This window comes from Caballeronia sp. dw_19 (genome assembly GCF_018449515.1).
Taxonomy (GTDB): Bacteria; Pseudomonadota; Gammaproteobacteria; order Burkholderiales; family Burkholderiaceae; genus Caballeronia.
Genome location: NZ_JAAVUQ010000003.1, coordinates 152,567 through 175,047, shown reverse-complemented (window position 1 = coordinate 175,047; position 22,481 = coordinate 152,567). Strand labels below are relative to the sequence as shown.

General features: G+C 57.4%; 16 protein-coding genes. 8 read left to right on the top strand and 8 right to left on the bottom strand.

The features are described from left to right. Positions 1 to 88: 88 nt before the first annotated feature. Together HB376_RS05550 and HB376_RS05545 are read right to left on the bottom strand one after the other, a co-directional pair. The gene (locus tag HB376_RS05550) at positions 89 to 1,288 is read right to left on the bottom strand and encodes a hypothetical protein (RefSeq protein ID WP_213762435.1); all 1,200 of its coding nucleotides are present in this window, start codon (positions 1,286 to 1,288) and stop codon (positions 89 to 91) included. A 9-nt stretch (positions 1,289 to 1,297) separates the two neighbouring features. Continuing rightward, positions 1,298 to 3,664, bottom strand: a complete 2,367-nt coding sequence (locus HB376_RS05545; RefSeq protein ID WP_213762434.1) for a DEAD/DEAH box helicase — start codon at positions 3,662 to 3,664, stop codon at positions 1,298 to 1,300. A gap of 1,340 nt (positions 3,665 to 5,004) precedes the next feature. On the opposite strand from HB376_RS05545, the gene HB376_RS05540 reads away from it, so the two are divergent. Further along, positions 5,005 to 5,838 carry a DUF932 domain-containing protein gene (locus HB376_RS05540; protein ID WP_213762433.1) on the top strand — a complete coding sequence of 278 codons (834 nt, stop codon included), beginning with the start codon at positions 5,005 to 5,007 and terminating at the stop codon, positions 5,836 to 5,838. Positions 5,839 to 5,973: 135 nt separating this feature from the next. Further along, on the top strand, positions 5,974 to 8,217 hold the full coding sequence (locus HB376_RS05535) for a ParB/RepB/Spo0J family partition protein (RefSeq protein WP_213762432.1): 2,244 nt from the start codon (positions 5,974 to 5,976) through the stop codon (positions 8,215 to 8,217). A 47-nt stretch (positions 8,218 to 8,264) separates the two neighbouring features. On the opposite strand, the gene HB376_RS05530 is transcribed toward HB376_RS05535, so the two are convergent. Genes HB376_RS05530 through HB376_RS05520 form a run of 3 tightly spaced genes read right to left on the bottom strand, consistent with a single transcriptional unit; the run spans position 8,265 to position 10,255 of the window. After that, positions 8,265 to 8,999, bottom strand: coding sequence for a hypothetical protein (locus tag HB376_RS05530; protein WP_213762431.1), 735 nt, complete (start codon positions 8,997 to 8,999; stop codon positions 8,265 to 8,267). Continuing rightward, complete coding sequence (locus HB376_RS05525) at positions 8,989 to 9,696, bottom strand: P-loop NTPase (protein ID WP_213762641.1); 708 nt, start codon at positions 9,694 to 9,696, stop codon at positions 8,989 to 8,991. The genes HB376_RS05530 and HB376_RS05525 overlap by 11 nt, the downstream gene beginning before the upstream one ends. A 10-nt stretch (positions 9,697 to 9,706) precedes the next feature. Then, positions 9,707 to 10,255: a hypothetical protein gene (locus HB376_RS05520; RefSeq protein WP_346730445.1), complete on the bottom strand. Its 549-nt coding sequence runs from the start codon at positions 10,253 to 10,255 to the stop codon at positions 9,707 to 9,709. Positions 10,256 to 11,436: 1,181 nt separating this feature from the next. Between HB376_RS05520 and HB376_RS05515 the strand changes: the two genes are divergently transcribed. Then, positions 11,437 to 12,666: a hypothetical protein gene (locus HB376_RS05515; RefSeq protein WP_213762430.1), complete on the top strand. Its 1,230-nt coding sequence runs from the start codon at positions 11,437 to 11,439 to the stop codon at positions 12,664 to 12,666. 840 nt (positions 12,667 to 13,506) lie between these two features. Here HB376_RS05515 and HB376_RS05510 read toward each other — a convergent pair. Further along, entirely contained in the window at positions 13,507 to 15,195 is a 1,689-nt protein-coding gene (locus HB376_RS05510; RefSeq protein WP_213762429.1) for a recombinase family protein, read from the bottom strand. Positions 15,196 to 15,338: 143 nt separating this feature from the next. Next, positions 15,339 to 15,668 carry a hypothetical protein gene (locus tag HB376_RS05505; RefSeq protein ID WP_213762428.1) on the bottom strand — a complete coding sequence of 110 codons (330 nt, stop codon included), beginning with the start codon at positions 15,666 to 15,668 and terminating at the stop codon, positions 15,339 to 15,341. A gap of 104 nt (positions 15,669 to 15,772) precedes the next feature. Between HB376_RS05505 and HB376_RS05500 the strand changes: the two genes are divergently transcribed. The 4 genes from HB376_RS05500 (at position 15,773) to HB376_RS05485 (ending at position 21,289) form a co-directional block, all read left to right on the top strand. Beyond that, a complete protein-coding gene (locus HB376_RS05500; protein ID WP_213762427.1) occupies positions 15,773 to 16,273 on the top strand; it encodes a reverse transcriptase domain-containing protein in 501 nt (166 codons plus the stop codon). 229 nt (positions 16,274 to 16,502) lie between these two features. Beyond that, positions 16,503 to 17,288, top strand: coding sequence for a hypothetical protein (locus HB376_RS05495; protein WP_213762426.1), 786 nt, complete (start codon positions 16,503 to 16,505; stop codon positions 17,286 to 17,288). Then, positions 17,288 to 20,602, top strand: a complete 3,315-nt coding sequence (locus HB376_RS05490) for an NERD domain-containing protein (RefSeq protein ID WP_213762425.1) — start codon at positions 17,288 to 17,290, stop codon at positions 20,600 to 20,602. The genes HB376_RS05495 and HB376_RS05490 overlap by 1 nt, the downstream gene beginning before the upstream one ends. Before the next feature lie 144 nt (positions 20,603 to 20,746). Continuing rightward, positions 20,747 to 21,289, top strand: coding sequence for a hypothetical protein (locus HB376_RS05485; RefSeq protein ID WP_213762424.1), 543 nt, complete (start codon positions 20,747 to 20,749; stop codon positions 21,287 to 21,289). 42 nt (positions 21,290 to 21,331) lie between these two features. On the opposite strand, the gene HB376_RS05480 is transcribed toward HB376_RS05485, so the two are convergent. Next, a complete protein-coding gene (locus HB376_RS05480) occupies positions 21,332 to 21,652 on the bottom strand; it encodes a helix-turn-helix transcriptional regulator (protein ID WP_213762423.1) in 321 nt (106 codons plus the stop codon). Positions 21,653 to 21,859: 207 nt separating this feature from the next. Here HB376_RS05480 and HB376_RS05475 point away from each other — a divergent pair, with 207 nt between their 5' ends. After that, positions 21,860 to 22,357, top strand: coding sequence for a hypothetical protein (locus HB376_RS05475; protein ID WP_213762422.1), 498 nt, complete (start codon positions 21,860 to 21,862; stop codon positions 22,355 to 22,357). The last annotated feature ends 124 nt before the right edge of the window (positions 22,358 to 22,481 follow it).

The window sequence follows — 22,481 nt, the reverse complement described above, 5'->3', positions numbered from 1 at the left end:
CTAACAAATGAAGCGCATGATTACATCAGCGTGAAATAAAATCCCGCTCTTTTCGCAGATAGGCAATGGTCGCGAAGCAGTCCGTGAATCACGGCACCGGCGGGGGTTCGATTACATACGATGCATTCTTTCCATGTGGACGAGCGCAGAAGTATCTCGAATCACACGCAACGCATGTATCAGCGTCTTCGCAGGATGGATGCCAAGCTTGCGATATATCCCCCAGTGCAATTTCCTGCGAAATACGCTGCTCGATATCGACGACAACGCTGTCAAATGCCTGCCCGGCTGCCTGAATACTGGCTGGTGTGACCGGGATAACTCTCAATGCCCGCTGGATCCGGAACGACTCGCTTAACTCATGGCCAGCACCCGAACCCGATCGCGCCGTTGTAAGAACGTAATAGTCCTCGCTCCCTCGAACGGGTAAGACATCAGTACGCCCAGCCTTGACCTGCCCTCGTAGCCCGATTACATCGGTCGTGCTAGGCATTAACTCGTTCACGTAAAGCACGATTCCTGCGATGACCGGCTTGGCCTCGACTTTGCGAGCGCGTAACCACGCGTACATCTGAATTTGCCAGTCATGCTGCTGCCAATAGTGCTTTTGCTCGAATCCGACATCCGGGCGCGCCGCGCCCTTATAGTCCACGATCACCTCAAATTCCGGCGGCAAAGTGATGCCTTGGCTAATCAATGCCTTCTCGATCGCTGCTCGTATCAGATTGTCTGCCGGCACTTGGCTTAGGCTGATATTTGTAAGGACGTCGGCCACGCCCGTTACGCCGTACCGTTCTGCGCGAAGACCCGCTACGGTCCCTCCGCCAGGCAGCGGCCGAGAACCTGCCAGTGGTTCTTCCGCGAATACAACAAGCGGAAACAGATGAGGGCCAATAAGGTTAATAGCTTCGGTGGCGCGTGCATACGCAGTTCTTCGTGCATCTCCGTTTCGTGGAATCTTCCCTTGAATGGCAAGCACTGCTTCGACACGACGCCCAATCTCGCCGATGTCGTGCTCCGGAAGCCCTTTGCCAGCCTCGCGGTCGGTCCATTCGATTTCGGTCGAGGGCCAGGGAAGGGGGATGCCGCGCTGTTTCCACAGCGTGTACGCCATTTCCATTACGCCGTGAATAAACTCGCCGAACCACAATTGAACCGGCCGCGCGGGCGGCAACGCACTACCGTTTTGATAGCGGTACTGAAGCCCACAACGCAGAAACGACAGCAGGTCACCTGTCAAGCTGTAGCTTGGGATAGTCGTCGGCTCGTGACGAGCATCAAGTGTCATAAGATTTCCCTAAAGCAGGGTTAGCGGCATGCGTTCTGGCCGAGTCGGCGTACCGCTTTTTAGCGGGGGATTGTTACTTCTCCACGCCCATGAACCGTCCCGCGTCCAGAACGTAGCAATGTTTTGCACTGTCGTCCGATACTCAATGCTCTTGGTCAGACCAACAAGCAACAGAGCGACTTGAGCACGGCTATAAGCCACGTAGTAGAGGCGCATCAGATCATCAAACGTCCGATCGAGGTCACTACGCACCGTCCGAACAGCGCCGACGGCAGTGTATGGCGCAAGGGCCGACTCCATCAAAACGGTGTTGGAAGGATCTCGCGGAAACCGGCGAAACGCTTGTTTCGCGTGGTTAGTCTTGAATTCAGAGCCGACATCCACAATGACGAGTGGGTATTCCAAACCTTTCGATTGGTGGATCGTCATGATGCTGAGCCGGTTTCGCGGTACAGCAAATAGCAAATCCTCGTCAATCTCGATCAGCTTCTCTGCGATAGGAGACAGCAAATCTGCCACCACAACGGAGCGACTACGTTGGTCATGCGGTGCAACATCAAGGACCGCAAATCCGTAGGCAGAATAGTGAGCGCCTTGCACAACGCATCGCATGATGGCTTCGAGGTAGACCAGATGCTCTGGATCTCTCTGAAACTCTGGAAACCAAACGATCAGTTTGTACAGAAGATCCAGCAGAGGGATCTCATCAGGCCAGGTGCCGGTGCTTGCTTTGCGTATACGCCATCCGTTGACGTAGCTCGCCAGAGAGTTGCCCGCTTTACTGGGCGCCGGATTCGATGCGATAAAGGCTTGTGCGGCTGTTCTCCATTGAGGAACATATCGCTGCGTGTCACGCTGAAGATACATCCCTGCTTCTATGCAATCGGAAGGATCGAGGCACAGCAGCACCAACCCTAAAAGTCGCTGGACGTTTTCAATATCGCGAAGGTCCTGCCCACGGGGGTTAAACACACCGAGACCCGCCCCTTCAAGATGCCGACGAAGCTGAGCGGGCAAACGTTCGACAAGCCCCCCTTGATTATCGTCCTTATACTCGCGCACGCTCGATGCGAGGAAAACAGCGTCCCCAATCGCTCCGCCCTCTGCGCTTGCCCGCAAGGTAACATCAGTGTTTGGGATTGGCCTTCCCGCTCCTTGAAACACGTCCAGTAGCAGTTGAGACAGGTCAGTCGCCAAGTCCGTCATCGAGTCCCGAAACATCCCAAGTACCGGAATTCCGCGACTCGGGTTAAACGGTGCAATGGCCGGCTTGCCCACCACGCGCGCCGCTGCGAAGCGCGCGTCATGCTGGGCGAATTCATTGAACAGTTGAACAATTTCGGGGGTTGAACGGTGATTAGTAATCAGGTAGACAAGATGGCTGGTTGAACCAGGGATCGCAGTTGAATATCTAGATTGGAAATTGGTAAAAAGTTCGACTGTAGCGCCCCGAAACCTGTACAGCGCCTGGTCGTCATCACCGACAACTGAGAAAGCGCACGCCGACTGCCGGACAAGTTCGTAATAAATCGCTTCCTGCAGCGGATTAGTATCCTGGTACTCGTCCACGAGGAGCGCGCGAATCGGCGTTAACTCTGGATATAAGGTACCGGCCGTCAACCCCGCAAGAATGCGCTCAGCACATAGCGAGAAGTCGAACATTTGCTGGCTTTGGAGATGCTGCCGATAGCTGGCAAGCAAACTGGCTTGAGTTTGCTGCGCCGTCGTGCTTGAACTGTAAGCCCCAATATTCACCAGATCCTGAATCAACCGATTGTTGACTGAAATCGATAAATCCCCCGCCTGCGCCTGGTTTCGAGGAGTTTGCTGCTCGAAGTTGTATTGCGCCAGATACGGGTCCAGCGTCGCTTGATGGCCCGCCCGGTAGATAGGAGCGAACACTTTCCTGCGATACACAAAGTTAGCAGCGAACTCTTCCAGCATAACCGGTGTCGGCGATCCGACTTGCCGGGTATTGCCCAACCATAACTGGCAAAAGCTGTCGAGCGTACCGGCCTGGATGGCGTTGATGTCCAGACCGGCAAGCCAACTCTCTTGCTCCGCGTTCCCGGAAAGCGTAGCAGCTTCGTGGAAGTGACTGACGAGTTTGAGACCCCAACCGATCAGCCGGCTGGACAACTCAGCAGCCGCTTTGCGTGTGAAAGTCGTGATAACTACTGAGTCCGGAGACATTCCATCCACCAGCACGTGCCGCAATGCCCGAAGAACCAGTACAGTGGTTTTACCGGAACCCGGCCCTGCAACGATCATCAGCGCAGGCATTTGAGGGTGGCGGACGCATTCGAGTTGAGGATCGTTTAATTGCCGGGACAAAACTGACCGGACAGCATGCAAAAATTCGTCAATGGTAATCACCTATTTGCCCCCCGAGCCATTGCTTGTGTTCGCATTTTCTGGCTGCTGGCAACCGCTCCACCGGAGTTTTCCGTGAAGGGAAACGGCTTCAGATTCGGTCTTAATGTCATAGCCATTCTTCTAATTTGTCATCTTACCGCTTGAACCGCCGGGCGCTCTCAGTCACCGACGGATAAACCTACCCGCAAGATAGTCGATACCTACGGTATCCCTGTTATCGGCACCATGATCGGAAAACTTGAAGGGTGTCCGGAGCAATGATGTCTCGACCCAACCGAAACCCGGAGAATTATATATCTGTGCGTGGGCCGAACAACTATGAACCTGATGTATCGCACAAAAATCGTGATCTCTCACGCTGGATGCGGCCTTGCATAATACATCTGCTTCCAGCCTGTTGTTATGCATCGCCATCGATTTGCTGCAGGCCGGACAGCTGGAATAAATCGTCCGCTGTGTTTCTAGCTCCTAACGGTTTTTCACATCGAGATTCGTAAGAAAAAGGCCTCAGGGACTACGGCGCATGCAGAGGGCGATGATACCCAAGGCAGAGATGCATATTTCATCGACAGGTGTACGCGATGATTGACTTATCGCCGATTAACGATTCCTTGCGCAAAGACACACACGGCGAGATCCGCCGTTGCTCGTCATCGTCTTAGCTTCGATCATCCGATCCAACTGTCCCCACCGTCTATCACGCGGCGCTGTGATCCGCCCTCCCTAACCATCGGTATATCTATTCCCCTGTTCAAGATTCGTCCGTTCAAAGGTCCTGAACAAGCGGAGTTGCCTCGGTAGCGGAGAGCATTGCGATCTAAGTTCCAGCCGCGGTGCCCCCTTAGAGCGCCTCCCCTGCGCTGCGCTACGGGGACCGGGCTTTCGTGCAAGGCATCGAGCCGCGTACCGCGTCTCGCCCCTGCGGGCATCAATCCCTGGCGCACCCCGAAATGCCCAGTCAGATGGGGCCACAAAGCGGCCCCATCTCCGCGCTCGCCGCGCGGCGTTTCATTCCGGTCGAACACGATCCGCTTCGCAACCACCAGCCTCCACCGTTCCCGCCCTAACCCGCGACCGTAGCCAACTCCGTGCGTCTGTCAAGGCGTTCGGGGCCGTGTCCTGCGCTGCGCTCCGTCCCGCACCAACCCCTCTCTTCTTTCCTTGACATCCACCCGGCGCCGGCTCCTTCAGTCGCACGGGCGCGAACTCAGGAGACTGGCGGCAGCAAAGCCAACCCCGGCTTCGACCAGGATGAAACCAACCCCTACGCGGCGGGCGGAATCTTGGAGCCCGGTCAGCGCAACACCGTTCAACCCTTTGTTTTCGATGTGGAGATTGCCATGCAACTCGCTTCCTCTTTCCGTTACGACGCCCCGATGCTCCGCGCCGATTCACCGCTGTCGGATGACCAGATCCGTCGCGTCGCCCCCTCCATCTTTGCCGATGGCAAGCATCAAAGCCGCTCGGAGCGCTACACCTATATCCCCACCATCGATATGCTACGTGGCCTGCGCAACGAAGGCTTCCAGCCCTTCATGGTCTGCCAGACCCGCGTGCGCGATCAGGACAAGCGCGAATTCACAAAACATCTGATCCGCATGCGCCCCGCGAGTGAGATAAACGGTGACGACGTCAACGAAATCATCCTCCTCAATTCGCACGACGGCTCCAGCAGTTTTCACCTGCTCGGTGGCGTCTACCGATTTGTTTGCCAGAACGGCATGGTTGCGGGCGAAACCATTGGCGAGGTGCGTGTGCCCCACAAAGGCAATATCGTGCAGAACGTCATCAACGGCGCGTTCGACGTGGTCGACGGGTTCGACCTGATCCGCGAACAGAAGGACGGCATGCGCGCCGTGACGCTCACCCGCGACGAACAGCACGCCCTCGCCCGCTCCGCTCTCGCGCTGCGCTATGACCCGACTGACACGGAAGCGCCCGCCCCGATCACCGAAAGCCAGTTGCTCGCCCCGCGCCGCTTCGAGGACCGCCGCGACGATCTCTGGACCGTTTTTAATCGCATACAGGAATCGCTCACGAAAGGCGGCCTGCACGGGCGCTCGCGCAACGGACGCGCCATGTTCACCCGTCCCGTCACCGGTATCGACCAGAACGTGAAACTGAACCGCGCGCTGTGGATGCTCGCGGACGCAATGCGCCAGATAAAGGCGTAAGCACGGCACGGGCGGCAGCGCATTGCCGCCCGGATTCCGGTTCTTACCATCAGGACTCCTATCCGGGTCAAGCCCTGACGGTATCCCGCAGCACCCTGACCCGGTACTTTCATTTTCCATTTTATGGAGTCAATCATGCAAGCCCATGAAGTCGAAACGACCGTTATTACGGCGGACCCTACCGAAACCGCGCCGGTACTCGAAACCACTGTTGGCAACGAGCAGCCAGTCGTGACCGTGCCCTATTCCAGCCTGCATCCCTCGCCGCTCAATGCCCGTACGAAACCGCTCACGGGTATTCCAGCCCTTGCGGTCAGTATCCGCGCAAAGGGCCTGCTGCAGAACCTCGTCATCCACGAGATGAAGGGCTCGCGCGGCATGCAGCGCAAATACGGAGTCTGTGCCGGGCAGCGCCGCGAGGCGGCACTCGACCTGCTGTTCGAACAGAAAGACATCACCGCCGACTATCCGGTCCCCGTGCGCATCGTCAGCGAAGGTGAAGCCCTCGCCATTTCGCTGATCGAAAACAGCGAACGCGAAGGGCTCGACCCGTTCGACGTGCTGCGCGCCTACCGGATGCTGGCCGAGGAAGGCCGTAGCATCGACTACATCGCCGCTCTTTTCTCGGCCGCGCCGATCACGATCAGACGACGTATGAAGCTCGCCAGCGCCTCCCCGAAACTGCTCGCCCTGCTGCGCGAGGACGCCATCACGCTCGACCAGTTGTCGGCGCTCGCACTGACCGATGATCACGAGACGCAGGAACGGCTCTGGTTCGACGCGAATGAGTGGCAGCGCCAGCCCAATTATCTGCGGCAAGCCATCACGCGCACCGAGATCGACGCGAGCCGCAGTCGTCTCGTGCACTTCGTCGGCCTCGACACCTACGAGGCAGCAGGCGGATACGTTCGTCGTGATCTCTTCAGCGATGACGAAAACGCCGGATACATTGCCGACGCGGAACTGCTGCAACGCCTCGCCGCCGCGAAGCTCGACGCGGCCGCCGAAGAAGTCCGCGCCGAAGGTTGGGGCTGGACCGAACAGCGTGTCGAGCGCGACGTGTTCGAACTGAACCGCTACGGCAGGTTGCAACCGGTGCAACGCCCCCTTAGCGATGAGGAACAGCAAGCATTGGATGCACTCACCGTGCAGCAGGACGAACTGGCCGAAAAGTTCGAAGCACTGTCGGAGGACGACGAGAACGCCTACGAGGAAGGCGAACGCCTCGAAGCCGAAATCGACAGGGTGAACGCTGCCCTCATCACACTTGAAAGCAGCATGTTGACGTGGGACCCGCTGCAGATGGCCGAAGCGGGCGCATTCGTGATGGTCAGCCCGCAGGGCGAACTGGTCATTGAAAGGGGTCTGGTGCGCCGCGAGAACAGCGCGGCACTGGATGCGGTAGGCGCGACCGTGACCGGCACGCCGGACGCTGAACGCGCATCCGGCAAGACAGAGGAACCCGAAGCGAAGGAGAAGCCGGTTCACAGCGCAAAGCTCTGCCAGCGCCTCACCGCGCACCGTACCGCCGCTGTTCACGTGGAACTGATCGCGCAGCCGACCGTCGCCCTCGCCGCCATCCTGCAACACCTGATTCCGGAAGTCTTTCAGGAGGGATATGGGACGCGTTTCGCACCACATGCGCTGAAACTGTCCTGCACGAGCAACCGCGACAGTCTGCTCGGCGCGGCGGACGATCTGCACGCAAGCACTGCGTGGAGTCTCATCGAGGCGCAGCGCGAGCGCTGGGGACGCGAACTCCCTGCGCGGCGCGCCGACCTGCTGCCGTGGCTGATCGAACAGGACCCCGGCACGACTCTGCTCGACCTGCTCGCCTTCTGCACCGGCGCGCTGCTTGACGGTATTGCGGGCGACGAAAAGCCTCACGCCATCAATGCGCTCGCGAGCGCACTGACCCTTGACATGACTCGGTACTGGACGCCCACGCGCGCCTCGTATTTCGATCACATCAGCAAGGCGCGCATCGCAGAGGTCGTCGCCAGCGCCGTGTCGCCGAAGATTGCCGCCGACCTCGGCAAGATGAAGAAGTCCGACGCGGCTGCCGCCGCTGAACTACATCTCATGAAAGCCGCATGGGTCCCGGAAATCCTCACCGATCGCCAAATCCCTGCCGCACCCTCATGGCATATCCACGACGCTGCAGACAACACGGATGCCGGGAGCGGCGCAGGCGAGACGCAGGGTGGCGAGGATGGTGATGCCGACGCCGAACCAGATGCAGACGAGGGCGGTGAATACGTCAACAACACGCCTCACGATACAGGCGCGTCCCCCGACACTCGCAGCGAACCGCCGCCGTGGCCTTTCCCCACTGCTGCCAGCGTAAGCACCGCAAAAGCTGACCGGCACGTCACGTAAACCCAACACCTTGCCCTGCTAACAGGGCAACACAGACGGCAGCCCCTTCAAGGCCTGCCGTCTGCCTGCCGCATTTGCACCGTGCGACAATCCGCACCCGCCAGATCACACTCCCTCCACCAGTCCGCCAGCCCGCCGGAAACCAGCAGCAGGCAGAGGACGGCACCGCCCGCCAGCAACAGGCGACGCATCGAGCGTACAAACCGCTTTTCCATACGTGTGGCCATAACCTCCACGCGCGCCGTCGCTGCCTCAACCGCCTGCCCGAACGTGGACATCGCGACGTCCAGTCGCTCGCGTTGCTCACGAGCCGAAACCGCTGCGGCACCGATCAACCGGTTGCCCGCCGTGCGCGCGACCTGATTTGACATGCGCTCGATCAAGGCCATCATTGCCGTCTCATTGAGTTGCGCGAGTGTTGCACGGTGCCGCGCCTCATGCTCCTGTATCAGGTTTTCCGCCAACTGGATCGTTGCCTTGCATCGCTCCAGCGCATCCCGATGCTGCTGCATCAGCGCATCGGTCGCGCCACCGACTTCCCGGCGCGCGGCTTCGAGACTACCCTCGCTCGCCCACCGGATGCGCTCCGGCATGGCTTCATACAGGCGCGCGTAGTATTCAAGCACAGCGATAATCGACCATAACGCGTCATTGTCACGCAGGTTCAGCGCGCTCGATACCCGATGCATGCGGGCGAGACTGGCCGCATCAGGAACGTCTCCCGATACCTCGCGAAACAGGCGTACGAGTGGATCGACGGACCTCGACCGCCTATTGCTCATGGCCGGTCCCCTCGATGCTGATCACTTTCGAGAACATGTCATCGCACAGTTCCCGCCAGCGAAACAACTCCGCACGCTGTCCAATCTGCATGACTTCAGCCGCCTTGCGGATCGAGATGCGTTGACTGCGCAATTCGTCCGCGACCCGATCCGCCAGATCGGGGAAGTCGAGCGACCGACCTTTCGTTTCGATCGCTTTGCGAAGCTGCGATTCCTGATACAGCGTGAACTTGTCCGGCTCACCGAAGTAGCCATTGCGAACGACATGCGTCAAGGTATCCGAAAATGTCTGCCCGAAAATATGCAGTAATTCAAGGCTGTCGCGCTGGCGGTTGATTACCCATAGCACAACCAGTTGCCGCTCCAGTTCAGCCAGCGTCCGGGCCAACGTCCCGCCGTACCGTGTCACTCCGGTCTGATTTCGTGCGGCAGTATTGACGATCACCGCCGCACCTCGGTGCGCATCGCAGAAGTTGACGAATCCAATCCAGCCGTCTGCATCGTCGAGATCATAGGCGGCGCACTTGATTTCGTCCCTGAGCGCTTTCATGACATCGGGATTCGACGTATCAGTTTCCAGGAGCACCGCATGAGTACCCTGTCGCTGCAAAAAGTCCGCAAGGGCAAGCGTCACCATGCTTTTTCCAACGCCGCCCTTGCTGCCACCGACCAGATAAATGGGATGCACCGTATCCATCATCGACCTCCTAGAGGTTTTCGATATCAGGTCGGATCTCAAACGAGAACGCGTCCTGAATCTCCATCGATCCCGACTGGTTGACACCCCTTCCCCTTTGTTGTCGTGCGACGTCATGGGCGTTGTCCACGCGTTTGCCCTTCTGCTTTGCAGCTTGCTTCGGACGGGACGATTGGTCGGCCTCGCGCGGTACCTTCGGATTGGCCGTTCTGGATACTGCGTCAGAAGGTTCAGGGCGATACAGCGCGTACTTGACTGCGCCGATGCTCACATCGAGCCCCTTGCGCCCGGCCTCCTGAACAATTTCCTCGAGCGTATAGCCTTTCGCTTGGGTGGCAGTGATATGCGCCCGAATCTCTTTCATCGCATCGCTGACCGTGACGCGTTGTTCATGCCGGGGCTTCGCTGGTAATGCCTCAAGGGCATGAACAAACTCATCCCACTGCGCCCGTGTGTAGCCTTTTGCACCCGGCACGATTCGCTCCATTGCATCGCTTTCGGGACCATCATGCGAATCGCGAAAGCGCTCGTCAAGCCCCTTCCGGCGGTAGAACCGCACGAGCGGAATCGATTGGAATACGCAGGAAACCTATGGAACAGAAGAATATTTTTGGCACCCCACCTGAGCCGTCAGCATTCAAGAGGGCATATCGCAGACTAGGGCCATTGGGCTGACAAACTGATGCGCAGCGCTGTATGGCTATACGCGCTACACCTGCCGACCAGCATCCCGACAGTGAGCAATTTCCTGCGGCGCGCCCGCAAAGCTCAATCGACCATACCGGCGGATTTGACCGGATAGCTTTGCGGACTTCTTGCGCGCACATCGCCGACCGGTGAACGTGCGCTAGCCGACGCAGCGCGGGAACCCGTCGGAATGAGGCTATACGCCGATGCGACCAACAGGATAGGCATGTACAAATTGGCGCGCATGACCTCGGAGACTTCGCGATCCCAGCCGACTTACCGACGTTGTCTACTCCGCCGACCCGGTAGACGCTATAGTCCAAATCTCCCCAGCACCCTGACAGACTTTTGGTAGAGAGACAACGGAATCCGGCAGTCAACCTCGCAGAAAATGCTGAAGTTCGCAACCGAAATACGATATTGAGAAAGTGATGGCAGGATTGGCTCTCGCCGGTTGTGGGCGCCGGTGGCACACATGCCTTGGTGCGGCGTCTATCTCGAGCCTAGAAGGAGCCGAAAACGAAGAATTCCTGAGACGGGCCGTGTCCGGGCGTTCGCCCACGGACGTCCTTTTCTCGTCTCCTGATATAAGCACAATCGCTCAGCAAGGCAGCCAATTGGATAAAGGACACCGCACCGGCTGCAGGCCGGCGGTTCAGGCAAGATGCGCGAAGCACCGTGCAGGTCACTCATTTAAGAAGTCGGGCGCCTCGCCACGGCCGAGACCGTGAAAGAAGCATTCCGGAGTTCATGAGGCGATGTCAGCCGGACATCGCTGGAGCAAAGGTCCATCGTCCATTGCTTTGGATTTTCCCTCCGGAAAATCGCAAACAGTCCCCATCGATAGGCTTTACCAGACGCGTCATCGGGTGCACCATATGTTATGTTTTAATGTACCGCTGACGCTGTTCTGGATAGCGGCGTACAGGCGAACGGTTTCGGAGCTGGGGGATTGAACTTTCCGACCGGCGAGCGTTACCGCAGATATCTGTGCGCCCGAAAGGTCGGGGCGCCTCTCATTAGGCGTTCTGTTTAAACCAAGGCAGCAAAAGCATGCGACTGTCCCAAACGGAAGAGGGCTCGGCCTGGATTAGCCAGTTCGCCATCCCCGATCAGCCTGATGCAATCCTCTTGCTAGACGCTATCCGCTGGGTTTCCTCGGCGGAGTTCACGTCGTCGCTACGTGCCAGTATCGAGGCGGAGGCTGCCAAAATCGACGGCCCGATCGCACTCTTTATCGAGCGCGAGCTACGTAATCCGGGTGGACATCTCCAACGATTTTATAAGGAAAGCCCTACGAAGCCGAAGCGCGCTCATGGTGCCGCCCTTCAGCCGGTGGAGAGCATTCGAGCGTATGCCCATGAAGTGGGCAGCGAAGGCATCATTGCGACGCTCGCGACGTCGGTGGCTCGCGCAAATCCGTCCAGATTTCTTCTTCATCCGACGGCTGAGGACATTCGCAAATGCAAGATCCGCGCTTTCTTCATTCTCACGGACACCATAGGAACGGGAACCCAGGCGACTAATTTCCTTTCGTCGCTCTGGCGTGTCGCATCGGTGAAGAGCTGGTTTTCGTCGCGGTTGGTCTCGTGCCATGTCATTGCGTTTGCGTCGACGACGGTCGGCGAGAAGCATTTAATGTCTCATCCGATGAAGCCCAAGGTGATCTGGTCACTGAGTTGCCCGACGATTGAGAACAGCTTCGGGGAAGTGGACGCACAACGACTTGTGAGCTTATGTGCAAAGTACAACCCGGTGCGTGCTGCCCAGGCGTTCGGTTTCGGAGGAGAAGGCGTTCTGATTGCGTACCCGCACGGCGTACCAAACAATGCTCCGGCGATCCTTTACAAGGTAAGCGCAACGTGGAAACCGATCTTCTCAGGACGGGCGATAGGTGACGTGGCCGACGCTCTCACAACTGGTTTTCATGAAGTGGAAGCCGGTGCCCAATTGATCAGAATGGGGCAGTCACGTCTTGCGGCTGCAGGCTGGCTTGATCGGCTGGACGCGGACGCTAGAAGGCTGGTGCTGGTCCTTGCTTCCCTTTCGCGCTCCCCACGAAGTGAAAACGCGGTATCCACCCGCACAGGACTCCAGCGGGCGGAGGTGCGCCGGCTGCTGAACTCGGCGATTCACTACGGATGGATCACCGAGCAGCATCGTCTCACGGATGATGGAATGAAACAGCTACAGCGTCTGCGCGCACAGACAACGCCACAGGAAATACTACACACGCCGAACGACTTGCCGTACTATCCACAATCGCTGAGGGCGTCGGATTAGCCATCTAGAGATGGCATGGCAACATGCCCGGCGACTGCCCTTCGGGGCGGCCACGGGACACATATTTTGTGCTCCTTCGAGGCAGCAGGCGCAAACGTGTAAGCATCGTCGCGATCCGCTACGCTGTGTACCACTGCGCTCGTCTTGCTGCGAACCGCGACGATCCTCACCCTTCGGGTGTCAAAGTAGATGGCTATCTGGCGCGCTCAGCACTATCGACAAAACGGCCTTCGGGAGGGCATAGATCCTCTGCTATTGCGCCGTGCGATACAGTATGGAGATGCGATTACGAGTTCAAACCGTAATCTCACTCCGATTTTCACGCTGCGTCATCTTGCGTTTCTATGCGGGGTGAGCTACCCGGCATTGCGTGCTTACGCGGGTCGAAAAAATGACGAGGCGATTCACCCTTATCGACTCTTCCGGATCAAGAAACGGAGCAGACCCGGTGAACCCTCCCGGCTGCGGACGATCTGCGTTCCGGCGCCTAACCTGCGTACGGCACAACGGTTCATTCACGAAAACATTTTGTCTCATTTGCTGGTACATCCGGCCAGCATCGCGTATTCGCAGAACACTCGCCGCGTTGAGGAGATCGGCATTCACTGTGGGTGTCGGTGGCTCATCAAACTGGATGTCCAAAACTTTTTTGAGGCCATCTCGGAGCGTGCGGTATATCGTGTCTTTAGGGACGCAGGCTATCCAGCCCTCGTCTCGTTTGAAATGGCAAGACTGTGCACGAGAATCGTGCCTGTGAACCGAGACGAAGGCCCCTTCGTTCAGACGCCTACGCGCGTGTCCCGGTACTCCATCGAGGCCTATTGGAACTGGCGTCAAGGTTCATTGCCGCAAGGGGCTCCCTCCTCGCCATGGACGCAAAAGATAACTTTGGTCGGCATGAGGGCTTTGCGAGGATCCGAGGGGCCGGGACGGTCCACCGCTTCCGCCGGCTGATCGTGCAGCGGTGGGAATCGAATGGCGAATGGTGATGCTGTCGTCGGCCACCACAACCTCTTTGATGAGCAGTCTCGTGATGCGCTGACGGTCCTGAATATTGAGCGTCTCGGCATGGCTGCGCAAACGCTCCAGGAATGCCGTTAGCGTTTCCGCCAGCCGTAGATAGGCGGTCTGGTCGACCAACTGGGCACTGAGCGAGCGAAGCTCGTCCTGCAGACGCTGCTCACGTTGTCGCATCGCAGGCATGCGCCGCCGCAACTCGTTCAGAGAAAGCAAGTCCTCCTGGTAGGCTGTGAGCAATCGGTCCATACGCTTTTGGACTTGTGCCAGATCCTGCGTGACGTTGTCCTGCTGACGCTTGGTTGGACTCGAATTGCGCGCCGTCTCAAGGCGCCGGTTCAATTCGGTCTGGATCAGCGCGGGATCTTCCAACAGACGCACAATTTCCGACCATACGATGCGCTCCAGCAGATCCAGTCGGATGGGACGCTGCTCACATTTGGCGTGGCCGTCGTAGCGCCAGGCGTCAGTACCCAGGCAGCGGTAGTAGGAGATCTTACGTGCGCTACTGCGTGTCGAGGTCCGGTATAGGGCGTAGCCGCACTCGCGGCAATGCACAAGCCCTTGGAGAATACTGGGTTCGATCGTCCGACGTGACGCGTGCTTCTTGTTGCTTTCCAGGCGCTCCTGCGCCAGGGCGAACGTATCTGGATCGACCAACGCGGGAACCGGAATCTGAATCCATTGATCGGGCGGTAGTTCATGGTTCGCACTGTTGCGCGCGGGCAAGCCACCGCGCTGGCGTAATGTCCGGTTGTTGGTGCGTTCTCGCACAGCCTGTTGGGTCTTCCCGAAGCAGGCCATGCCACGATAGGCAGGATTGCGAAGGATGGCCCAAACCGTGGAGCGTTCCCAGCGTGCTGCACCCTTCTTGGTGGGTATCGCCAACTCGTTCAACCGGCGCGTTACGGCACCGATGCTCAGCCCCGTCACCGTGTATAACTCGTAGATCTGGCGGACCACCTGCGCCTCGGCGTCGATCACCGCGTAACCCGCTGCCTGCTCGTCGCTCTTGCGTTCGTAGCGGTAACCGTAGGGTGCGCCACTTAACACGCTGATCTCGCCTTGCCTTGCACGGTGCAGCTTTCCTCGCCGCGAGCGCTCGAGGATCTGAGCACGTTCGTACTCAGCGATCATGCCTTGGAATTGCAACAGCAACTGATCTTCCGGCGTTCCCGAATGTGGCGCCTTGATGAATATCACCTCCACGTGATGGCGGGTCAACTCCTCAATGAGCAGAACCTGGTAGGCATATTTGCGACTCAGACGATCGGGCGCGAGCGCCAACACCGCTTGAATCTCGCCACCAGCCGCCAGATCGCGCACCCGCTCCAGTCCTGGCCTCACCAGGCTTGCGCCGCTGTAGCCCTCGTCCTGGAAGACCCACTCATCCGGCACGCTGTAGCCTTCGCTTCGGGCAAACTCCACCAATGCCGCCGTCTGACTGGCGATGGTCTTCTCTTCCCTCTGTTGATCGGACGATACCCGGGCGTAGATCGCGGCAACCTTCATCAGTCTCTCCACTCAGTCCAGTTTGCTCGCCTGTGCGGCGTACACGATCCGGCACCAGGATGTCATAGACCTGCTCCAGCTTCTTTGCCAGCAGGCGGTCGAACGCATATTCCAAGTCAACGTGATGGTTGCGTGGGCGGCGATTAGCCACGCCCGCCTGCCTTCGCTAGTAAAGCGCCGACGGCACGCGTGAGCGTTTCGCCCATCGTCAAGTCATTGGCGTGCGCGTACGCTCGCAACGTGACGGCAACGTCTGCAGGAACTTTGAGCGTGATCGCGATGGTGGGCTCGGCCACGGCCACCGGAGACGACGTGTGCCGCGCCTCTTGCAAATAACGGTAAGCCTGGCGCCGCGAAATCCTGTACTGCTCGGCCATGGCTTCGGCTGCCTCGTTGAGGCGGCGACCATCGGCAAGCAGATGAAAGGCGGCATTCAAACGCTGAGCCCTTTCGGAGAGAGTCGAGCGCGACATATGACATTTTTATATTACTTCTTGTGACGCAAATCAAGGACTGAATCGGAACGGCACAGCGGAATCAGCCGCTCAAACTCAAAGTTATCTTTTGCGTCCATGGCGTGCTGAGCCCTCTGCTCGCCAATCTCTGTTCGTTTCGACTCGATACGATGGTTGCTGATATCGCGACCGAATACGGCATGGTCTATACGCGTTACGCCGACGATATCGCCTTGTCGACGACCAATCCCCATTTCTCGAGATCGGACGTCCGGAAGATAATCCAGCGGGTGTATTCAGCAATGAGGCAATGTGACCTGTCGCCGAACACGGCCAAGACAGTGATTGCCCCTCCCGGAACCCGGAAGGTCGTACTGGGACTGTACGTTGATCAAAGCACCCCACGGTTGACGTGCGAATTCCGTTCACGACTCGAGCAACATTTGCATTTTTGCCTGCATCCCGACGTAGGCCCTGTCGCTCATGCGCGCAGGAAAGGCTTCTCCGCGGTGCTCGGGTTCAAGAACCACCTCAGAGGACTCATTGCCTACGCGACGCAGGTCGAGCCAGGGTTTGGCGCGCGGAAACTCATTGACTTCCAGAAGGTTGCGTGGCCGTTCTGATGCAGTGTCACGACGAAAGCGTTTAGCGCTAGAACCATTCGGTCCTGTTGCGCGTTCGGCGGAAGCTTTGTGACCAACGGTAGATAAATCTGCGTTCTCGATCCGACGGACGCGAGGGCGACTTCACTCGCAGCGAGCAGTTGCGGGCTCGAAATTACGTAATGAGGCCGTCTGCTCGGAATGTGCCTGGAGCGGTATGCTATTACGTTGAACCTTGGAGCATAATCGCATGGACTCGTTCTCACAACGTCAAGGCCTCGTGCGTCCGGACGCAGAAATCACGATCAGGAATGATGCACCACCACAAGTGCGTGATGCGCTGATCCAAATCGCATATCGATGCGGCCTGCGGCCAAGCGACATACGGGAACGCCTGTGTCAGGTCCTTTACCGCTCGCCTGACAGCAACAATTGGTCGGAGTTTCCCAATATCGATGACGAGGTCAGCGATCTGATCGGCGATTGCGAATGGTTTGAGGTCTATGACTTGATCGAAATGCTCGCGGTAGAAGGTGAACGCCGGGGGCAAAGCTACGCAGATGGAATGAACAGGTTTTTTCGAGCCGCAGGCGTTGGTTGGCAGCTTGTCGACAAACGTGTCGAGACCCGGGGCACCGAAGTTTTTGAAGCTGCGGTCCGTCAAGGTCAGGCGGAATTGCATCGGCGAGGTAGGAAAACCGCCGCGACCGAACTGCACGAGGCACTGACTGATCTCTCCAGGCGACCGCAGGCCGAAACAACCGGAGCGATTCAGCACGCCATGGCGGCTCTCGAATGTGTAGCGCGCGACGTTACCGGAAGTAAAGACACACTGGGACAACTCATCCAGCGGAATCCAGGGCTATTTCCGGCGCCTGTCGATCAGATCGTCGAGAAAGCGTGGGGATACACCTCGAACTACGGCCGCCACTTGACCGAGGGGAGGCCTCCTCAGTTCGAGGAGGCGGAAATGATGGTGGGTCTCAGTGGCGTGCTTTGTCGCTATCTCGCGCGTACGGTGCCAGAGAATTCGTGATGAACCCTGCTTCCAGACCAAACGGTCACCTTCGCATCTATATTGGTGCTCCGGTCGAGCACTCGTCCGAGCTTGACGCACTTCGCATAGCCTACGCCGCTGCAGCCCGGTCTGACGGTTGGGCCTATATATTCGCCAACTTCAATGTCCGCGGTCGTCAGGTCGACCTTGCCATCTTTACTGAGACGACGACACTCGTTATCGAAGCAAAAAGTTATGGGCAACCGGTACAGGGTGGGATGAACGGGCCGTGGACTCAACTTGGGCCCTTCGGCACGAGGCAAACTGGGAACGCCTACGAACAGGCCCTCGGGGCAAAGAACCGTCTGCGCGACGCGCTTCAGGACATCTCGAACGTTGAGGGGTATCCAAATGGTCTGGTCGCCGTCATGCCGGCCATCCCGAATGGCTCGGAGGTGACCTCGGGCGATTTCAAGGTTACGGTTGGTGGCGCGGAACAAATCGCGCAGATGCTGACACAGCGCTCCGGAGCCATCCTAACAATTCAACAGTGCGAGGCACTTGCCAGGCGCTTGCATCTGGAAGGTATCTCCACCGTTGATGGTGCCTTGGACCAAAGGATTCTGTCGTCTGAACGTTTGTGCGCCGCTTACCTGACATCCTTTGCGGGCTTTTACGGTTCACAGGCCACCAAACTCATCGCCGACCAGTATGATTCCGAACCGGTTGCTATTGCACTCGCAGATGTTCAATGCATGGTTGCAAGCACGAGTGATTGTGTATTGATCTCGGGCCCCTCCGGATGCGGAAAGACCTTGCTTGCCGTCTCATGTGCAATGTTCTGCATTGAACACAACTGCCTGCCGGTATTCGTTTCGGCAATGAACTTCGATGGCCGGCTTCAGGGCTTGCTCGACCATGAGGTCTCACTGCTCGACACTCGCTCGACGAGTAGCATCGTTAGCGCGTGCAAGCGTCTTGGAAAACGTATTGTCCTTTTCCTGGACGGCTACAACGACTGTCGTGACGATCTCAAGATTGCCTTAACTCGAAGCCTCAGGGCTTTTTCGTTGCGCTTCGGTGCAGGTCTTGTCATCAGCACGCAGCATGACCCGTCCTGCGCGGACCTGCTATCGCTAAAGAGGATTGTCGTCCGACGCCCATCCGATGAACTCAAGCTAGTTCTCGCCAGGATCGGGGACCCGGGCCATCACGCTGCCAATTGCACAGCCCTGCTTCGCGTCGCACGTTCAGGCCTCGAGGCGACACTCATTGGGGAGGCCGGTTGGTTACTGCCGGCAGGTGCGAGCATATTTGCCCTTTTCGACACCTATGCGCGCAGCAAACTCGGGCGCGCTGCCCGAGACGGTATTCGGCTGCTGACTGCGCTTGCCAGCGTCCTTACCGAAAGAACGTGTTTCAGTATCTCCATTCGGGAGTTCGACAGACTTGCTGACTCGATGTCGATCGACGGCGAGGCTCGAGACATTCTGTTTCGTGTGGAACTTCTCTATTTGCGTGGCGACAGGGTGAGCTTCTCGCACGAGCTCTTCCATGCCGCATTCGCAGCCGAATCTGCAATTCGAAACTCTGGGGCCAATGCCTCGCAGATTGAGTTGGCCATCAGATCTCCCCGTTTTCAGTCATCTCGTTCATTCATCGTTGGCGGCCTCGAGGACGAACGCATAGTCGGGGACGTGCTTGAGAAAACAGTGGACGCCTATCTCTTGGCGGATTGTCGTCGTGGCGAATGCGGCTCCGCTGCACATTCAATTGTGAAAGAACGGATAGAGGCCACCTTGGACGCAATGGTTGCTGAGGCGCAAACAATCCGGTTCGAATTGGTCGGCGAAGGATGGGATGGCGTAGCTATTGCAGAGAGCTCAATCCAGAAAAATGCCAAGGATTACACCCGTTACTTTGAGGCTATTGGCGATGGTCTGATGGACGGGCAATACATAGATGTCGTCTTGGCTGCATGTAGCTATATGGACCAAGCCATATCAACCGCTTCGAAAGAATTTTCGACTGCAGCCAAGGACAGGAATATTCCTCTTCGCCACGCGATGTTCTCGCAGGCGTACGTTATGGACCGAACCGCCGCAATATCGCAATTGATTTCGTTCATTCACAGCGGCTTCCTGTTGCGGCGCAGTCAGCCAGGCCAGGACTTCGGTCCGGCGATCAGAAAAGCATGGTCAGACGCGAAAACGCCTGGCCAGTTCTATCTTCTGATCGGGCTGACGAGATCGACAGAATACGTCGCCGAGGTTGTTCCTTACGTGCGAACCTTGCTTCAGAAGATACGGTCATGTCCCTACCATCTCCAACTCGATTTGCTCAATATTGTGCTGTACGTTCGTGACGCGGAGGAGCCATATCGGACGGAGATGATTGAAGCCCTTGACGCGTCTCTCGACAAACTCGGGGTGATGATGAACTCGATGATCTTTGAGGCGCTTCAGGCGCTTGGAGGGTTGCAAGAGGAAGAGCACAATCACGCCGAGGTTGTTCGCCGTGAGATCGAAGAAACCCTGAACACCGAGGGAGAGGATGCAGACAGAACGGCATGGGGAGTGTTCTCCTGCCAGTTCGATCACCCCTTCGATTCGGCATACTGGGATGAAATACAGCAACTCGATGATGTACGGAAGAAGGTCCTCCTTACGAAGGCTTGTCGTGGCGCGACTCGCCCGTATCTTTCCTTTCTTGGAATCCTTATTCGACAGTTAAGTGAATTGAATGATCCCGCCACGGCATCAGCGATTGCACCATGGACAATGCTTCCCGAAAAAAAAGCTTTTATGCCACAGGATGCGATCGAGGTCTTTGTTACCGCACACGAATGTTTGGGCGATCTAGGCGTTGATCTTCCCCACATGAGAGGGGAAGTGGCGACGGATGTGGAGCGTGCCTTGCTTGCTTGCGGCGAACTTCTTTATTGGTCATCTCGAACGCACGTCAAGGATCCTCAGACTTCCAGCCATACTTACAATGCGAGGTCCATCCTTCTTGATCACTCCAAGTGCGCAAGCGCCGGTGCCCTCGATCTTGTTATGTCAGTGCGCCGTTGGGGTCGCAACACACGCTGCTCCATCATAGATACATATCCCGATTTGGCCTTACAGGTCTGCCGCGAGGGTCTCAAGAAGCTACAGGCTCAGGTCTCATACTACGACCTTGGAATGCGCAGTAACCCAATCGGCATTGGTATCTTCTGCATTCAGGTGCTGGGAGAAGCAGGAGACAGTGACGATTTGCCAGCTCTCCGAGGACTTTGCGATGATCCCGACTACGGTGTGAGCGCGTTAGACGCTATTAAGAAGATAGAGGCACGGGTAAACTTCAGGTAGTTACAACAAGAAATTGAAATGCAGGACCGCCGCTTTCCATGAAGAATCGTTGTACCGCGGGCGGTGCGAAGACAGATCGAGCCAGCCCGGGCCATCACGCCTCGTATTCCGATCCTCAACTTGCTTCAACATGGGATTGATGAAATGGCCTTCAAATCCGTCGACAGCATTCTGCAGCCGGATCCACGCTTTGCCGATCTGTGTATTGTCGAACATGGTCTTATTCGTCCCGTTGGTCTCGCAGATCATCATTCGGCACTCGTGGGCATCACCCTGACCGACCTTGCGCCAGATGAGGTTCAGGTAGCGTTCGATCGTGCGCGCAACACGATCATTTATGCCTTCTTCGACTACGACCTCTTTGTCGTCGGCGAGGTACAAGCTTTTGGCGCCTTCGAGTTGGCCCTGAAATATCGGCTCAATGGTCGTGGCAATACTTCTCGCGGCACTCTGCGAAAGCATGTCGATCGCGCCAGGAAAGCCGGGATCCTCCCCTTGCCCACTCTAGGTACCAACGTATCAATCGATCCAATTGGGGGCCTAATTTCACTGCGTAATGACTTATCTCACGGCACTTCGGATATCCACTCGCCCGGAATGGCACTACAGGTGGTCGAAGCCTGTGCCTTCTGGATCAACTACGTTTATTCGCCACAACCGGAACAGCCAGTAGCAAGCCCAGATTAGTCCTTGAATGTGTGCGGATCGCCTGAGCAACAGACCCATGGCTCAGCCAGCGATCAGGCTCTCGGCATAAGACAGAAGATCACCTTGCCTTCGCTTCGGCAGTCGGCCAAACAGAAGAATCAGACGAGCCAGATCAGCGTCATCCGCATAGAAAAATGCCACAGGCACCCTGAGCACCACCGCAAGACGGTTCGCAAATCCGTAATCCGCCTTGTGAATGCCAAGCTCATAGCGGTTGATACGCGTACTGGCAACAAAAGCGTCCAGGCCCGCCTCAATTCCAAGCTGCTTCTGCGACAGCCCAGCCTCAAGACGAGCCTCTTTCAATCGCGCTCCAAAAACGGACGAATGCGCCGCAGACATTCAATGATAGCTCGTTGCAAACGAAGCTACGAATATCGTTGCAAAACGTCGCGCTAGATACTACGATTTTCGTAGCATAAAAAGATACCGGAGAACTGGTTTCAAAACGCGCCGTCGGCGGGCATCGACCTTTTTCACAAGCAAAGTAGCAAATTCAGGGTTTGGTTTTCTCACCTCGCAGCAATCAACGAGTACAGGACGGAAAGAATGTCGGATGAACTTCCACGGTCCGGTCGCTGGGCTAACTTGAGCAGGCACGAATACGAGCAGTTGCTTACGCTCAACGAACAGATCGAACAGGCAGAACAATGGATATATCGGCGTAGTCGTGACATGGTGACGGCGTACAGTCTTGCGACTGCACAAGCACGCCACGCTGACAACGGGAACCTGGATGAAGATGTAAATCTGATCGCTACTGTGCTGTTTCTGGTGCAGGAGGATCACCCAGCCTTTCTCCCCGAGCGCGACAACATCCTTGCTCGAATCGACATCCCTATCTTGCCTGCAATCAGTACCGACGAAAACTCTCCTTATCTAGACCTGAGCATCGCATCTGACTCGGCTCAACGCCGCAGCGACTGGAACCCGCTCTTGCTGAACCTATACGAACGGGTTCTGCAGCGGGACAGGGCCAAACTGTTGAGCATCGGGGCACTGTGCATCGATGTCGCGCTCATCGAACAGCAATTGCGCTCCTGGTGAGCGTTGGCCCTGCGTTGAATATGCAGTGACTGTCGTCGTGATGTGCCGGGTCCGCCATCCAACGGTACCGTCCTTAGCCGCTTAGACAGGGACTCGTTGCAATCGCCAGACGACCGACTATATT

Coding starts and splice junctions, on each gene's coding strand:
- HB376_RS05525 (WP_213762641.1), bottom strand. CDS start 9,696: ATGGATACGGTGCATCCCATTTATCTGGTCGGTGGCAGCAAGGGCGGC.
- HB376_RS05505 (WP_213762428.1), bottom strand. CDS start 15,668: ATGTCGCGCTCGACTCTCTCCGAAAGGGCTCAGCGTTTGAATGCCGCC.
- HB376_RS05510 (WP_213762429.1), bottom strand. CDS start 15,195: ATGAAGGTTGCCGCGATCTACGCCCGGGTATCGTCCGATCAACAGAGG.
- HB376_RS05495 (WP_213762426.1), top strand. CDS start 16,503: ATGGACTCGTTCTCACAACGTCAAGGCCTCGTGCGTCCGGACGCAGAA.
- HB376_RS05480 (WP_213762423.1), bottom strand. CDS start 21,652: ATGTCTGCGGCGCATTCGTCCGTTTTTGGAGCGCGATTGAAAGAGGCT.
- HB376_RS05530 (WP_213762431.1), bottom strand. CDS start 8,999: ATGAGCAATAGGCGGTCGAGGTCCGTCGATCCACTCGTACGCCTGTTT.
- HB376_RS05485 (WP_213762424.1), top strand. CDS start 20,747: ATGGCCTTCAAATCCGTCGACAGCATTCTGCAGCCGGATCCACGCTTT.
- HB376_RS05550 (WP_213762435.1), bottom strand. CDS start 1,288: ATGACACTTGATGCTCGTCACGAGCCGACGACTATCCCAAGCTACAGC.
- HB376_RS05515 (WP_213762430.1), top strand. CDS start 11,437: ATGCGACTGTCCCAAACGGAAGAGGGCTCGGCCTGGATTAGCCAGTTC.
- HB376_RS05475 (WP_213762422.1), top strand. CDS start 21,860: ATGTCGGATGAACTTCCACGGTCCGGTCGCTGGGCTAACTTGAGCAGG.
- HB376_RS05535 (WP_213762432.1), top strand. CDS start 5,974: ATGCAAGCCCATGAAGTCGAAACGACCGTTATTACGGCGGACCCTACC.
- HB376_RS05540 (WP_213762433.1), top strand. CDS start 5,005: ATGCAACTCGCTTCCTCTTTCCGTTACGACGCCCCGATGCTCCGCGCC.
- HB376_RS05490 (WP_213762425.1), top strand. CDS start 17,288: ATGAACCCTGCTTCCAGACCAAACGGTCACCTTCGCATCTATATTGGT.